At 70.5% G+C, this 13,749-nt stretch carries 14 protein-coding genes and 1 tRNA gene; 13 read left to right on the top strand and 2 right to left on the bottom strand.

All coding sequences use genetic code 11. The annotated features are described in order from the left end of the window. Positions 1 to 470: 470 nt before the first annotated feature. Positions 471 to 1,475, bottom strand: a complete 1,005-nt coding sequence (locus tag J7E97_RS26965; RefSeq protein ID WP_215032343.1) for a Gfo/Idh/MocA family oxidoreductase — start codon at positions 1,473 to 1,475, stop codon at positions 471 to 473. A gap of 268 nt (positions 1,476 to 1,743) precedes the next feature. Between J7E97_RS26965 and J7E97_RS26970 the strand changes: the two genes are divergently transcribed. The 13 genes from J7E97_RS26970 to J7E97_RS27030 all read left to right on the top strand — a co-directional run bounded on the left by J7E97_RS26970 (position 1,744) and on the right by J7E97_RS27030 (position 11,966). Beyond that, positions 1,744 to 2,751 (top strand): sugar ABC transporter substrate-binding protein, encoded by a 1,008-nt coding sequence (locus J7E97_RS26970; RefSeq protein ID WP_215032345.1) that lies wholly within the window; start codon positions 1,744 to 1,746, stop codon positions 2,749 to 2,751. Beyond that, positions 2,748 to 3,809: an ABC transporter permease gene (locus J7E97_RS26975; protein WP_215032347.1), complete on the top strand. Its 1,062-nt coding sequence runs from the start codon at positions 2,748 to 2,750 to the stop codon at positions 3,807 to 3,809. The genes J7E97_RS26970 and J7E97_RS26975 overlap by 4 nt, the downstream gene beginning before the upstream one ends. Then, positions 3,779 to 4,669, top strand: a complete 891-nt coding sequence (locus J7E97_RS26980) for an ATP-binding cassette domain-containing protein (protein WP_251055220.1) — start codon at positions 3,779 to 3,781, stop codon at positions 4,667 to 4,669. The genes J7E97_RS26975 and J7E97_RS26980 overlap by 31 nt, the downstream gene beginning before the upstream one ends. Positions 4,670 to 4,685: 16 nt before the next feature. Beyond that, positions 4,686 to 5,846 carry an ROK family glucokinase gene (locus tag J7E97_RS26985; protein ID WP_215032351.1) on the top strand — a complete coding sequence of 387 codons (1,161 nt, stop codon included), beginning with the start codon at positions 4,686 to 4,688 and terminating at the stop codon, positions 5,844 to 5,846. Then, the gene (locus J7E97_RS26990) at positions 5,843 to 6,433 is read left to right on the top strand and encodes a hypothetical protein (protein WP_215032354.1); all 591 of its coding nucleotides are present in this window, start codon (positions 5,843 to 5,845) and stop codon (positions 6,431 to 6,433) included. Before J7E97_RS26985 ends, J7E97_RS26990 begins: the two co-directional genes overlap by 4 nt. 25 nt (positions 6,434 to 6,458) lie before the next feature. Further along, positions 6,459 to 6,533 (top strand) — tRNA-Trp (locus tag J7E97_RS26995). Between the two features lie 85 nt (positions 6,534 to 6,618). Continuing rightward, positions 6,619 to 7,251, top strand: coding sequence for an MBL fold metallo-hydrolase (locus tag J7E97_RS27000; protein WP_215032357.1), 633 nt, complete (start codon positions 6,619 to 6,621; stop codon positions 7,249 to 7,251). Positions 7,252 to 7,281: 30 nt separating this feature from the next. Continuing rightward, the gene (locus J7E97_RS27005; protein WP_215032359.1) at positions 7,282 to 8,061 is read left to right on the top strand and encodes an exodeoxyribonuclease III; all 780 of its coding nucleotides are present in this window, start codon (positions 7,282 to 7,284) and stop codon (positions 8,059 to 8,061) included. A gap of 138 nt (positions 8,062 to 8,199) precedes the next feature. Continuing rightward, on the top strand, positions 8,200 to 8,643 hold the full coding sequence (locus J7E97_RS27010) for a DUF6278 family protein (protein ID WP_215032361.1): 444 nt from the start codon (positions 8,200 to 8,202) through the stop codon (positions 8,641 to 8,643). A gap of 107 nt (positions 8,644 to 8,750) precedes the next feature. Beyond that, positions 8,751 to 9,494 carry an amino acid ABC transporter ATP-binding protein gene (locus J7E97_RS27015; protein WP_215032363.1) on the top strand — a complete coding sequence of 248 codons (744 nt, stop codon included), beginning with the start codon at positions 8,751 to 8,753 and terminating at the stop codon, positions 9,492 to 9,494. Positions 9,495 to 9,505: 11 nt separating this feature from the next. Further along, positions 9,506 to 10,426, top strand: a complete 921-nt coding sequence (locus J7E97_RS27020) for a glutamate ABC transporter substrate-binding protein (RefSeq protein ID WP_215032365.1) — start codon at positions 9,506 to 9,508, stop codon at positions 10,424 to 10,426. 17 nt (positions 10,427 to 10,443) lie between these two features. Beyond that, positions 10,444 to 11,088 carry an amino acid ABC transporter permease gene (locus tag J7E97_RS27025; RefSeq protein WP_215032367.1) on the top strand — a complete coding sequence of 215 codons (645 nt, stop codon included), beginning with the start codon at positions 10,444 to 10,446 and terminating at the stop codon, positions 11,086 to 11,088. Then, the gene (locus J7E97_RS27030; RefSeq protein WP_215032369.1) at positions 11,085 to 11,966 is read left to right on the top strand and encodes an amino acid ABC transporter permease; all 882 of its coding nucleotides are present in this window, start codon (positions 11,085 to 11,087) and stop codon (positions 11,964 to 11,966) included. Before J7E97_RS27025 ends, J7E97_RS27030 begins: the two co-directional genes overlap by 4 nt. Before the next feature lie 64 nt (positions 11,967 to 12,030). Here J7E97_RS27030 and J7E97_RS27035 read toward each other — a convergent pair whose 3' ends face one another. After that, positions 12,031 to 13,641, bottom strand: a complete 1,611-nt coding sequence (locus tag J7E97_RS27035) for an alpha/beta fold hydrolase (RefSeq protein ID WP_215032373.1) — start codon at positions 13,639 to 13,641, stop codon at positions 12,031 to 12,033. Positions 13,642 to 13,749: the final 108 nt, after the last annotated feature.

Genomic DNA, 13,749 nt, shown 5'->3' on the forward strand with positions numbered 1-13,749 from the left:
GTGGCGCACGCGGCAACAAGACGCTGCGGGACCGTGAGCACAAGTGCATCGCCTGCGGCCTCAAAGGGAAGCGAGACCTCGTCTCCGCCGCCCTCGCCGCGTTCGTCCGCCTCACCGACGTGGACGACCCCAAGACCGCGTACCTGGACACCACGATGTCCCGGCACGCACAGATCGTTTTCGATGAAGCGCTAGAAGAAGCGCTGGCTGAGTCAACCACACCGTGCCAGAACACCCCCCGGGGCGCTGGTCGCGTGGCAGTCCCCCGGCAACGCGGGACCTCTGCTCACCGAACCGCCGGAACGCGAGACCGAGCAACCCCAGATGAGACACCGCAAGGTGACCACGCTGGAGCGCCCGGCCCCCGCACCGCGTGCAGTCCACAACTCACCCCCTCTGGTGAATTGCGGATCAAGTCTTAGGGTGACCCCATGCCAGATCTGGACCTCAGTACGGGGACGCCGGGAGGCTTACAGGTCCGGGAGCTCCTCCATCGGCACCGGGCGCCGCTCCCGCCGCGAGCGCTCGCACGCCTCCGCGACCCGGAACGCCGCGAGCGCCTCGGGGCCGTCGCACGCGTTGGGTCCCTCGCCGCGCACCAGCCGGACGAAGGCCGCCAGCTCCGCCTCGTAGGCGGGGGCGAACCGTTCCAGGAACCCCGACCAGGGCTTGGTCGCCGGGGGAGGGCCGTGCGGCTCGGCCGAGGCGATCGGCGTACGGTCGTCCAGTCCGGTGGAGATCTGGTCCAGCTCCCCGGCCAGCTCCATCCGTACGTCGTACCCGGCGCCGTTGCACCGCGTACCGCTGCACGTGACCAGCGTCCCGTCGTCCAGGGTGAGGACGGCCGCGGCGGTGTCGACGTCGCCCGTCTCCCGGAAGCGGGGCGGTCCCGCGTCCGATCCGGTCGCGTACACCTCGGTCACCTCGCGCCCGGTCACCCAGCGGACCGCGTCGAAGTCGTGCACGAGGCAGTCGCGGAAGAGCCCGCCGGAGGTCGCCAGGTACGCGGCGGTCGGCGGCGCCGGATCGGCGGTCACGGTCCGTACGGTGTGCAGCCGGCCCAGAGCCCCGGAGCGGACCAGCTCGCGCGCCGTGCCGTAGCCCGCGTCGAAGCGGCGCATGAAGCCCACCTGGAGCACCCCGCCGACCGCCGCCACCTCGCGCAGCACCGCCAGGCCGCGCGCGAGGTCCGGGGCGAGCGGCTTCTCGCAGAACACCGGCAGGCCGCGGCGGACCGCCCGTACGACCAGCTCCGCGTGGCCCTCGGTGGCGCAGGTCACCACCAGCGCGTCCACGCCCCAGCTGAAGACCTGGTCGACGCCGGGCGCGGCCGTGGCCCCGAGCCGGTCGGCCAGCCGGGCCGCCCGCCCGGGCTCGGCGTCGGCGAGCAGCAGCGAGCCCGCGTCCGGCCACCTGGCCAGCGCCGCCGCGTGGAAGGAACCGATGCGGCCCGTTCCGATGAGCCCGATGCGCATGCACTCAACGTGACCCCGTCCGGGGGAGCTGTCAATCTGCCCGGCTGTGTCCCGTTGGGTCCGAGATGGCCCCGATGACCTTGCGTGGTGCACTGTGACGGATACTGGGCGGCTGCGGAACAGCTGCGGCGGCACGACAGCGCCGTGGCAGGACGGCTGCGGCACGACAGCGCGGTGGCAGGACAGCGGCGGCGACACGACAGCGGCGGCACGACAGCGCGGCGGCACGACCGCGGCGGCGGCAGGACAAGCGAAAGGCACGGCAGACGTGGCTAGGGTTCGGACAGGGGTACGCGTCGTGGGCGCGGTGCTCGCGGCGGTACTGGGAGCCTCCCTCGTGGGCTGCAGCAGTACGGGCGGCAAGCGTGCCGAGGAGCGGGCGAAGGCCGAGGCGGGCCGGCCCGCCGTATCCACCCAGCGCTGGACCGTCGCGATGGTCACGCACGCGGGCGATGGCGACACCTTCTGGGACATCGTGCAGAAGGGCGCCAAGGAGGCCGCGGCGAAGGACAACATCAACTTCGTCTACGCCCACGACGACCAGGCGCAGCAGCAGGCCCAGTTCGTCCAGAACGCCATCGACCAGAAGGTCGACGGGCTGATCGTCTCCCTCGCCAAGCCCGAGGCCCTCAAGGACGTCCTCGCCAAGGCCGTCAAGGCGGGCATCCCGGTGATCACGGTCAACTCCGGATCCGCCCAGTCCGCCGAGTACGGGGCGCTCACCCACATCGGCCAGGACGAGGAGATCGCCGGCGAGGCGGTCGGCACGGAGCTGACGCGGCGCGGCAGGAAGAAGGCCGTCTGCGTCCTGCACGAGCAGGGCAACGTCGGCCACGAGCAGCGCTGCGCCGGAGCGAAGAAGACCTTCGGCGGCAGCCTGGAGAACCTGTACGTGGAGGGCACCAACATGCCGTCCGTCCAGGCCGCCCTCCAGGCCAAACTGCAGGCCGACCCGTCCATCGACGCGATCCTCACCCTCGGCGCGCCCTTCGCCCCCACCGCCGTCAAGGCGAAGGACGCGGCAGGCAGCGAGGCCGAGGTCGACACCTTCGACCTGAACGAATCCGTGGCCCGCGACCTCAAGTCCGGCGCCCTCGGTTTCGCCGTCGACCAGCAGCCGTACCTCCAGGGCTACGAGGCGGTCGACCTGCTCTGGCTCTACCGCTACAACGCCGACGTGCTCGGCGGCGGCCGCCCGGTTCTCACCGGGCCCCAGATCGTGACGGCCGCCGAGGCCGCCAAGCTGGAGGAGTTCATCAAGCGGGGCAGCCGATGAAGCTGCCCGCACCGGCCCCCGCCCCTGCCCCCGCACCGGCCCTCGCGGACGAACGGCTGGCGCCCGCCTCGCTGCTGCGCCGCCTGCTCGGCCGCCCCGAACTGGGCGCGGTCGTCGGCGCGGCCGCCGTCTTCGTCTTCTTCTCCTTCGCCGCCGACAGCTTCCTGCGGGCCTCCAGCCTGAGCACGATCCTGTACTCGGCCTCCACGATCGGCATCATGGCCGTCCCCGTGGCCCTGCTCATGATCGGCGGCGAGTTCGACCTGTCCGCCGGCGTCATGGTCACGACCTCGGCACTGCTCAGCTCGATGTTCAGCTACCAGATGACCGCCAACGTCTGGGTCGGCGTCCTCGTATCGTTGCTGGTCACCCTGGCGATCGGGTTCTTCAACGGGTTCATGCTGACCCGTACGAAGCTGCCGAGCTTCATCATCACGCTCGGCACCTTCCTGATGCTGACCGGTCTGAACCTCGGTTTCACCAAGCTGCTCAGCGGCTCGGTCTCCACCAAGACCATCGCCGACATGGAGGGCTTCGAGTCGGCCCGCTCCCTCTTCGCCTCGCAGTGGACCATCGGCCCGGTCACCCTCAAGGTCACCGTCCTGTGGTGGCTGGCCCTGGTCGCCGTGGCCACCTGGGTCCTGCTGCGCACCCGCGCCGGGAACTGGATCTTCGCCGTCGGCGGCGGCGCGGACGCGGCCCGGGCGACCGGCGTCCCGGTCGTGAAGACCCGCATCGGCCTGTACATGGGCGTCGCACTGTGCGCCTGGATCTCCGGGCAGCACATCCTCTTCTCGTTCGACGTGGTCCAGTCGGGCGAAGGAGTCGGCAACGAGTTCCTGTACATCATCGCGGCCGTCATCGGCGGCTGTCTGATGACCGGCGGCTACGGCTCGGCCATCGGCTCCGCCGTGGGCGCCTTCATCTTCGGCATGACCAGCAACGGCATCGTGTACGCGCAGTGGAATCCGGACTGGTTCAAATTCTTCCTGGGCGCGATGCTGCTGCTGGCCACGCTGCTCAACGCATGGGTCCGCAAGCGGGCGGAGGCGAAGTGACGACCACGACGAAGACCACCGGCGCCCCCACCGCGACCGCGCTGGTGAAGCTGACCGACGTCAGCAAGTACTACGGCAACATCCGCGCCCTCCAGGGCGTCTCCCTGGAGGTCTCGGCCGGCGAGATCACCTGTGTCCTCGGGGACAACGGCGCCGGCAAATCCACTCTCATCAAGATCATCGCGGGGCTGCACCGGCACGACGCCGGCACCTTCGAGATCGAGGGCGAGGAGACCGTGCTCGCCAACCCGCGGGCCGCCCTCGACCGCGGCATCGCCACCGTCTACCAGGACCTCGCCGTCGTCCCGCTGATGCCCGTCTGGCGGAACTTCTTCCTCGGCTCCGAGCCCACCAAGGGCCGCGGCCCCTTCCGCCGCCTCGACGTGGACCTCATGCGCGCGACCACCCGCGCCGAGCTCCTGCGCATGGGCATCGACCTGCGGGACGTGGACCAGCCCATCGGCACCCTGTCCGGCGGCGAACGCCAGTGCGTGGCCATCGCCCGCGCCGTGTACTTCGGCGCGAAGGTCCTCGTACTGGACGAGCCGACCGCGGCCCTCGGCGTCAAACAGTCCGGCGTGGTCCTCAAGTACGTCGCCGCGGCCCGGGACGCGGGTCTCGGAGTCGTCCTGATCACGCACAACCCGCACCACGCGCACTTGGTCGGGGACCGGTTCGTGCTGCTCAAGCGCGGCACCATGGCCGGCAGCCACACGCGCGACTCGATCACCCTGGACGAGCTCACGCGGCAGATGGCGGGCGGGTCCGAGCTCGACGAACTGAGCCACGAACTGGAGCGAGTGGCAGAATCAGGTCCTGACAACGCATCCGGCCCCACCGCGGGCACCACCGCACCATGAGGGACGACAGGACTCGATGAGCACGTACCGGGACTTCACGCTCGCCCACCGGGGGGCGGCGCGGGGCACCGTCCTGCGGACCATCGGAACCCGTGAGCGCAGGTCGCACCTGACCGCTCCGCGCGTGCCGACCGTCGGCATCGACATCGGCGGCACCAAGGTGATGGCGGGCGTCGTCGACGCCGACGGGGTCATCCTGGAGAAGATCCGGACCGAGACCCCCGACAAGTCCAAGAGCCCCAAGGTCGTCGAGGACACCATCGTCGAGCTGGTCCTGGACCTCTCCGACCGGCACGACGTGCACGCGGTGGGCATCGGCGCGGCCGGCTGGGTCGACGCCGACCGCTCCCGCGTCCTGTTCGCCCCGCACCTCGCCTGGCGCGACGAGCCGCTGCGCGACGCCCTCCAGTCCCGGCTCGCGGTCCCCGTCATGGTCGACAACGACGCCAACACCGCCGCCTGGGCCGAATGGCGCTTCGGAGCCGGACGCGGCGAGGACCACCTCGTCATGATCACGCTGGGCACCGGCATCGGCGGGGCCATCCTCGAAGGCGGCCAGGTCAAGCGCGGCCGCTACGGGGTCGCCGGCGAGTTCGGCCACATGCAGGTGGTCCCCGGCGGCCACCGCTGCCCCTGCGGCAACCGCGGCTGCTGGGAGCAGTACAGCTCCGGCAACGCCCTGGTGCGCGAGGCGCGCGAGCTGGCCGCCGCCGACTCCCCGGTCGCGCACAACCTCATCGCCCGGGTCGGCGGAAACGTCCAGGAGATCACCGGGCCGCTCGTCACCGAGCTGGCCCGCGAGGGCGACGCCATGTGCGTCGAGCTCCTCCAGGACATCGGCCAGTGGCTCGGCGTCGGCATCGCCAATCTCGCCGCCGCCCTCGACCCCTCCTGCTTCGTCATCGGCGGCGGCGTCAGCGCCGCCGACGACCTGCTGATCGGCCCCGCCCGCGACGCCTTCCGTCGCCACCTCACGGGCCGCGGCTACCGCCCGGAGGCCCGTATCGCCAAGGCGCAGCTCGGACCCGAGGCGGGCATGGTCGGCGCGGCCGACCTCTCCCGGCTCGTCGCCCGGCGCTTCCGCCGCGCCACGCGCCGGCGCGTCGAGCGGTACGAGCGCTACGCGCAGTTCGGCCGGCGCGACACCACCGGCCCCGAAGAGCAGGAAACGCAGTGACACCGCCCACTCTGCCCCGCCAGGCCCCGTCCCCCGACGAAGGCCCCGCCGCGCCGAGCCCCGCCGAGGCCCGCGAGCACGTGGTCAGGCGCCGCTGGATCACCGCGATCATCATCCTGCTGCTGGTCGGCGTCCCGGCGGGCTACCTCGCCGTCTCCGCGCAGCAGAGCCGCCAGAGCGGCCGCGACAAGGCCGCCAAGGTCGGCGCCGCGAAGGTGCGTACGGCCTGGCCCTCCAAGGTGCAGCGCAGCATCTACGAGCTCCCGGTCCCGCTGATGGCCTCGCGGGTCGGGTACCTGGAGACCAACAACTGGCACACCAGCCGCCTGTACATGCAGTTCGGGCTCTCCGCGAAGGAACTCGACGAGTTCCTCGCCGGAGTCGGCACCGACCGTCAGGCGCTCACCCCGGGGGTCTCGGTCTCCCCGGAGGACGCCCACGTCGCGGGCTGGAGCTGGAACCCGAAGCACGACTGGTACGGGATCACCCTCGACGCTCCGGACCCCCGGCCGACCCGGGACATCACCGTGGACCTCACCAAACCGACGAACCCCAAGGTGTACGTGGTCTCCACGGCGGTCCCGTAGGCCGGGTACGGTGCCGACCGGGGGCGGAGCCGTAGCGCAGAGGTCGTCGCGCGCGGTCTCCAAAATCGCGAGGACGCTGGTTCGAATCCAGCCGGTTCCGTCTTCAGGCCGGCGGCGAGTGCCAGCCGCCGCACGAGCCGGGGTCTTCCCGTACGGGCCGGCGGCCGCGCGGTTAGCCTTGGATCATGAAGCTCACCAAGCGGCTGCACTCCTGCGTCCAGCTGGAGAAGGACGGGCACACGCTCGTCATCGACCCGGGCGCCTTCAGCGAACCGGACGCGGGCCTGGGCGCGGACGTCCTGCTCGTCACCCACGAGCACCCCGACCACTTCGAGGAGGGCCGGCTGCGCGCCGCCCTCGACGCCAACCCGGCCGCCCGGGTGTGGACCCTGCGCAGCGTCGCCGAGAAACTGGCCCCGGCCTATCCGGGACGCGTGCACACCGTCGGCCACGGCGACACCTTCAGCGCCGCCGGCTTCGAGGTCCAGGTCCACGGCGAGCTGCACGCCGAGATCCACCCGGACATGCCGCGGGTCACCAACGTCGGCTACCTCGTGGACGGCTCGCTCTTCCACCCCGGGGACGCGCTGACGGTGCCCGACGCCCCCGTCGACACCCTGATGCTCCCGGTCCACGCGCCCTGGAACAAGATCGGCGAGGTCGTCGACTACGTCCGCGCGGTCAAGCCGCGCGTGGCCATCGACATCCACGACGCCTACCTCGCGGACCTCGCCCGCCCCGTCTACGACTTCACGCTGGAAGCCCTCGCGGGCTCCCCGCACACACGACTCACCGCCGGGGAGTCCGCGGACCTGTGACTGTCGGCGCCGGGCGGTAGGTTGGGACGCATGCGTATCGCCACCTACAACGTCAACTCGATCACCGCCCGGCTGCCGCGCCTGCTGGCCTGGCTGGAAAGCTCCGGCACCGACGTCCTGTGCGTCCAGGAGACCAAGTGCTCCGCGGAACAGTTCCCGCACGCGGAGCTGCGCGAGCTGGGCTACGAGGCGGCCGTCAACGCCACCGGCCGGTGGAACGGCGTGGCCCTGGTCTCCAAGGTGGGCCTGGCGGACGTGGTCCTCGGCCTGAGCGAGGGGCCCGACTACGAAGGCGTCCAGGAGCCCCGCGCCATCTCCGCCACCTGCGGCGGGGTGCGCCTGTGGTCGGTGTACGTGCCCAACGGGCGCGAGGTCGCGCACGACCACTACGGCTACAAGCTGGACTGGTTCCGGGCCCTGGCCGCGGCCGTGGCCGAGGACGCGGCGGGCGAGCGCCCGTTCGCGGTGCTCGGCGACTTCAACGTGGCCCCGACCGACGAGGACGTCTACGACCCGTCCGTTTTCGAGGGCGCCACCCACGTCAGCCCGGCCGAGCGGACCGCCCTGGAGGCGCTGCGGGCGGTCGGGCTCTCCGACGTCTTCCCGCGCGCCCTCAAGTACGACCGGCCGTACACCTTCTGGGACTACCGGATGCTCGCCTTCCCCAAGAACAGGGGCATGCGCATCGATCTGGTCTACGGGAACGCGGCGTTCACCGGGGCGGTCACCGACTCCTACGTGGACCGCGAGGAGCGCAAGGGCAAGGGCGCCTCCGACCACGCGCCGGTCGTCGTCGACCTGAAGCTGTAGGACGCTGAAGCTCTGAGCCCCGAAGCCCCGGGACGGGCGCCCGGGGGACGGAAGGACGGGGGCCGGGACGGCTCCCGATCTGTCACAGTGCAGGCGCGTCCTGTCGCCCACCGGGGATCCTGGTGTCAGGCTGGGGCCATGAACATCCCCTTCCTGGGCAACTGGCGCAGCCGGCACGACACGGAACAGGGTGCGGGAAGGCTTGCCGCTGCCCTCGCGGAGGACCCCGAGGGCATCAACGAGTTGTTCGCGGAATGCGAGATGTTGCGCGCCCACGCGCGATCGGCCGGGCTCGAACTCGACGAGAGCCCGCGCTCGTTGGAGGAGCTCGACCAGCTGATGCCGCGCTGGCGCCGGGATCCGGAGATCACCCCGTGGCTCGGCAACGACGCGGGGTTCTACCTCGGGACCGTGATCATCCGGGCCATCCCGGGCGCCGGCTGGCAGGTGTGGCCCAACGGCCAGCCGATGATCCGGCTGGCATCGGGCCGCGAGCTGAACGTGGTCGAGTCAGGGGTGTCCTGGGCCATGACCGGCTCCCCCGAGCTCAGCCAGGCGTACGCGGAAGCCTCGGAAGGCTGACCTCGCCGGGCTTTATGTGGCTTTTAGGCGTGTCGAGGCGAAGTGCCCTTCCGCGGCTGGATAGTTTGCGCTGACCTCGACACACCGACAAGTGGGCAGGGCAGCGTATGGCCGTCGATCCGTTGATCGAGCTGCGGGACGTCAACAAGCACTTCGGACAACTGCACGTCCTCCAGGACATCAACCTCACCGTCGGCCGCGGGGAGGTGGTGGTGGTCATCGGCCCCTCCGGCTCCGGGAAATCCACCCTGTGCCGTGCGATCAACCGGCTGGAGACCATCGAATCGGGCACCATCACGCTCGACGGCAAGCCGCTGCCCGCCGAGGGCAAGGAGCTCGCGGCACTCCGCGCGGACGTGGGCATGGTGTTCCAGTCCTTCAACCTCTTCGCGCACAAGACGGTCCTCGCCAACGTCTCGCTCGCCCAGGTCAAGGTGCGGGGGCGCAAGAAGGACGAGGCCGACAAGCGTTCCCGGGAACTGCTGGAGCGGGTCGGCCTCGCCAACCAGGCCGAGAAGTTCCCGGCCCAGCTCTCCGGTGGCCAGCAGCAGCGCGTGGCCATCGCCCGCGCGCTCGCCATGAGCCCGAAGGCCCTGCTCTTCGACGAACCCACCTCCGCGCTCGACCCGGAGATGATCAACGAGGTGCTGGAGGTCATGCAGCAGCTCGCCGCCGAGGGCATGACCATGGTCGTGGTCACCCACGAGATGGGCTTCGCCCGCTCCGCCGCCAACCGCGTCGTGTTCATGGCCGACGGGAGGATCATCGAGGACCGGACCCCGGAGGCCTTCTTCACGGCCCCCGAGAGCGACCGGGCCAAGGACTTCCTCTCCAAGATCCTCAAGCATTGAGGGGCGGCCCGATGAGACACCTGCGCGCCTCGTTCCTGCCCGCCTGGGCGGTGGGCCTCGCGCTCCTGGGAGCCGTCGCCGGCTGCGGCAAGTCCGGCAGCCCCCCGGTCAAGGGGCCACAGCCCGAGGACCTGCCGACGTACCGGGTCGCGACCGGCTTCCAGCTGCCCGGCTCACCGACGTGGGAGAAGGCCAAGCGGCGCGGCCACCTCGTCGTCGGCGCCAAGGAGGACCAGCCGTACATGGGGGAGAAGGACCCCGCGAGCGGCCGCTACTCCGGCTTCGACATCGAGATCGCCAAGATGATGTCCGCCTCGCTCGGCTTCGATCCCAAGACCATCGAGTTCCGGACGATCGCCTCCGCCAACCGCGAGACGGCCCTGCAGAACGGCCAGATCGACTACTACGTCGGCACCTACACGATCAACGCCAACCGCAAGAAGCAGGTCGGCTTCGCCGGCCCCTACTACCTCGCGGGCCAGTCCCTGCTCGTGCGCGAGGACGAGACCCGGATCAAGGGCCCCGAGGACCTCGTCGGCAAGAAGGTCTGCTCGGCCGCCGGCTCCACCCCCTACCAGCGGCTCCAGAAGGAGTTCCCCCGCGCCGTGCTCGTCGCCTACGACACGTACTCGGTCTGCGTGGACAACCTGCTGACCTACCAGGTCGACGCCGTCTCCACCGACGACTCCATCCTGCTCGGCTACGCGGCCAAGGTCCCCGAAGAGCTCAAGGTGGTCGGCAAACCCTTCTCGCAGGAGCCCTACGGCATCGGCGTCCCGCGCTCCGACAACGCCCTGCGCTCCGCCCTGGACGACGCCCTCTCCGCCAACGAGAAGGACGGCAACTGGAAGAAGGCCTACGAGGCCACCCTCGGCCTGTCCGGCTCGCCCGCTCCGAAACCGCCCGCCATCGACCGCTACCCGGCGAGCTGAGGGGAGAGCACACCGCCATGGACGTACTCACCGACAACTTCTCGCTCTACGGCAAGGGATTCCTCGGCACCGTCGAGCTCACGGTCTACGCCTCGCTCCTCGCCCTGGTCCTCGGCTTCCTGATGGCCGCCTTCCGGGTCGCCCCCGTCGGCTCCTTCCGGGCCTTCGGCACCGTCTGGGTGACCATCCTGCGCAACACCCCGCTCACCCTGCTGTTCTTCGCCGTCCTGCTCGGCCTGCCGCGCTTCGGCATCGTCCTGCCCTTCCAGCTCTTCGCCGTCCTCGCGCTGGGCTGCTACACCTCCGCCTTCATCTGCGAGGTACTGCGTTCCGGCATCAACACCATCCCCAAGGGGCAGGGCGAGGCGGCCCGCAGCCTCGGCATGTCCTTCGGGCAGACCCTGGGGACCGTCGTGCTCCCGCAGGCCTTCCGCTCCGTCATCCCGCCCATCGGCTCCACGCTGATCGCGCTCGCCAAGAACTCCGCGATCGCCGGGGCCTTCAGCGTCACCGAGCTGCTGGGCACGTACAAGACCCTCAACGAGCTGGGCTACAGCATCATCTGGACCTTCGTCTGGATCGCGGTCGGCTACCTGATCATCACCCTGTCCATCAGCGCGCTCTTCAACGTGCTGGAGAAGCGCCTGGGAGTCGCCCGATGACCGCGCACGCGCTCCGCGGGGACCTGGAATCCACCGCCCTCTACGACCTGCCCGGCCCGCGCGCCCAGCGCCGCCACTTCCTCTACGGGACCGCCTCGACGGTGATCATCCTCGGGCTGCTCGGCTGGCTGCTCTACCTGCTCTTCGACACCGACCAGTTCACCGCCGCCAAGTGGACCCCCTTCGAGTACGAGGGCATCCAGGAACTGCTGCTCAAGGGGCTGGGCAACACCCTCAAAGCCTTCGCCTACGCCTCGGTGCTCTCGCTCGCGCTCGGCGCGGTGCTCGCCACCGGCCGGCTCTCGGCGCACCGGCCGGTGCGCTGGCTGTGCACCCTGTGCGTGGAGTTCTTCCGGGCCATGCCGGTGCTGGTGATGATCTTCTTCATCTTCGTCGCGCTCAAGGTCCAGCCGCTGCCCGCGCTGGTCGCCGGACTGACCCTCTACAACGGCTCGGTGCTGGCCGAGGTCTTCCGGACCGGGATCAACGCGGTGGACAGGGGCCAGCGCGAGGCCGCGTACGCGCTCGGCATGCGCAAGACGCAGGTGATGTCGTACGTCCTGGCCCCGCAGGCGGTGCGCGCGATGATGCCCGCGATCATCAGCCAGCTGGTGGTCGCCCTGAAGGACACCTCGCTCGGCTTCCTGATCACCTACGAGGAGTTCCTGCACGCGGGCAAGCTGATCGCTTCCAACCTCGACTACGACCTGCCGTTCATCCCCGTCGTGATGATCATCTCGCCGATCTACATCGGGATGTGCATGCTGCTGTCCTGGTTCGCCACCCGGGTCGCCCGGCGCCAGCGCCGTAGCCCCAAGACGGACGCGGTGGACATCCCCCCGGCGGGACCGGGGGCGGTGCTGCCGGGCCAGGTCTGACCCCAGGGGCCCGCTCCTGCGAGGCCCCCCCGAGAGCCACACCCGGCCCGGCAGCAGCCGTTGATCACTGCTCGCGCAGCGGTACCGAGACGTAACTGGGATCGGTGCGCGGCGAGGAGAAGGTCAGCTGCGCGCCGGTCGGGTTGTGCTCGATGTACAGGGGGTCGACGCTGTCGACGACCACGGCGAGGCGGTGACCGGCCGGGACGTCGTAGGCGGTGGAGAAGAGGTCGAGGTCCACGCCGAAGGACTGTCCGGCGGGCCTGTCGTGGAAGGTGTACGGGGCATTGCTGATCAGCTTGCCGAGACCGAGCGGGCCGACGTCGTAGAGGTACGCGACGAACGTGCCGTCCGACTTCGTGGGCGTGAGCGTGGTGTGCACTCTGACCGTGCCGCGCACGCGCCGCTCCTCGTCGTAGCGCGGTGACTGCCAGACGGCGGCGAAGGCGCGGGGGAGCAGCGGGATGGACGCGACCGGGGGCGCTTGGGCGAACTGGTCGAGGACGCTGGACAGCAGGACGATCCCGCCGTTGGCGCCGGAGTCGACGCCCGTGAAGAGGTGCTCGCTGTCGGAGAGCATCAGCTTCTCGGTGCCGCCGGAGCCGACGGACTTCCAGTCCGCGTAGCCCTCGTAGCCGCTGTTGCTGCGGGACTTGATCTGCACCGGGGCCTCGGTGTCCACGCCGTTGCGCTCGCCCTTGAGGTAGCGGTCGAACCAGCGGTGGGCGTTGGTCCAGGTGTCGTTGGGCAGGCCGAGGAGGCCGGTGCCCTCGGCGGTGGCGTGGTCGCCGGGGCGGAACTCCAGGCGCTTGGGGCCGGTCAGCTTCTCGAAGAACGCGGCGTACTGGTTGGGCGGGAAGACGGTGTCGCCCCAGGCGTTGCCGAGCATGATCGCGGCGCCGTTGGCGTTGATCCGGTCGACCTGTTCGGCGGCGGAGCGCTTCTTGCCCCACTCGATCATCTGCGGTTCCTTGTCGAGCTTCGAGCCGAGGAAGTCGCCGAGGATTTCCCGCAGTTCGGGGCCCGGGCGGCCGGTGAGGTAGCCGGCGGCGCCGAGCAGTCCGGCGGCCTGGAGGTGCTGGGTGCGGCCGGAGTAGATGGATTCGATGAGGTCGGCCCAGCCGCTGAGCGCGACCACGGCCTTGACGCGGGGATCGCGCGCGGAGGCGAGCAGGCTGATGCCGGCGCCGTAGGAGACCCCGCCGAGGCCGATGTGCTCGGCGTCGGCCGGGGTGGTCGCGAGGGCCCAGTCGATGACGGCGGAGACGTCGGCGGTGTCGGCCGGCCCGGCGGTCTCGATCTCGCCGCCGGAGAGCCAGAAGCCGCGGGAGGTGTAACTGACCACCACGTAGCCGGAGTCGGCGAGCTTCTTGGCCTGGGCGATGTATTCGATCTGCGGCATGCCCCAGCTGGTGGGGAGCACGATCAGCGGGTACTTCGCGCCGGCCCCGGCGCCCGCCGGGGTGAAGACGTTGCCCTTGAGGGTGATGCCGCCGGAGCCGGGGATGTCGTGGAAACGCAGCTCCGAGGAGGCGTCGGAGACGGCGGTGGACGGTGCGGTGGAGGGTGTGGCGGGCGCCGCCTGGGCCTGATGGGGGGCCAGGCCCAGGGCGGCTGCTGCCAGTACGGCTGCCAGGGCAGCCGCAGTACTGGTCGTGCGGACGGTACGGACCATCGATCGCTCCTCGCGTGCGCCGGGTGTCGTCAAAGTGACCCGACGGTAACGGGAGGGGCTTACCGGAAGTAACCCATGGGTAAGTTACGCGGTGGTAACGATTGAACT

The organism is Streptomyces sp. ISL-66, from assembly GCF_018614135.1.
Classification (GTDB): domain Bacteria; phylum Actinomycetota; class Actinomycetes; order Streptomycetales; family Streptomycetaceae; genus Streptomyces.

What these genes read in the sequence shown, in the direction of transcription:
- J7E97_RS26985 (WP_215032351.1), top strand. Translation starts at nt 4,686, where the DNA reads ATGAGCACGTACCGGGACTTCACGCTCGCCCACCGGGGGGCGGCGCGG.
- J7E97_RS26980 (WP_251055220.1), top strand. Translation starts at nt 3,779, where the DNA reads ATGGGTCCGCAAGCGGGCGGAGGCGAAGTGACGACCACGACGAAGACC.
- J7E97_RS27030 (WP_215032369.1), top strand. Translation starts at nt 11,085, where the DNA reads ATGACCGCGCACGCGCTCCGCGGGGACCTGGAATCCACCGCCCTCTAC.
- J7E97_RS27005 (WP_215032359.1), top strand. Translation starts at nt 7,282, where the DNA reads ATGCGTATCGCCACCTACAACGTCAACTCGATCACCGCCCGGCTGCCG.
- J7E97_RS27020 (WP_215032365.1), top strand. Translation starts at nt 9,506, where the DNA reads ATGAGACACCTGCGCGCCTCGTTCCTGCCCGCCTGGGCGGTGGGCCTC.
- J7E97_RS27015 (WP_215032363.1), top strand. Translation starts at nt 8,751, where the DNA reads ATGGCCGTCGATCCGTTGATCGAGCTGCGGGACGTCAACAAGCACTTC.
- J7E97_RS26975 (WP_215032347.1), top strand. Translation starts at nt 2,748, where the DNA reads ATGAAGCTGCCCGCACCGGCCCCCGCCCCTGCCCCCGCACCGGCCCTC.
- J7E97_RS27010 (WP_215032361.1), top strand. Translation starts at nt 8,200, where the DNA reads ATGAACATCCCCTTCCTGGGCAACTGGCGCAGCCGGCACGACACGGAA.
- J7E97_RS27025 (WP_215032367.1), top strand. Translation starts at nt 10,444, where the DNA reads ATGGACGTACTCACCGACAACTTCTCGCTCTACGGCAAGGGATTCCTC.
- J7E97_RS27035 (WP_215032373.1), bottom strand. Translation starts at nt 13,641, where the DNA reads ATGGTCCGTACCGTCCGCACGACCAGTACTGCGGCTGCCCTGGCAGCC.
- J7E97_RS26965 (WP_215032343.1), bottom strand. Translation starts at nt 1,475, where the DNA reads ATGCGCATCGGGCTCATCGGAACGGGCCGCATCGGTTCCTTCCACGCG.
- J7E97_RS27000 (WP_215032357.1), top strand. Translation starts at nt 6,619, where the DNA reads ATGAAGCTCACCAAGCGGCTGCACTCCTGCGTCCAGCTGGAGAAGGAC.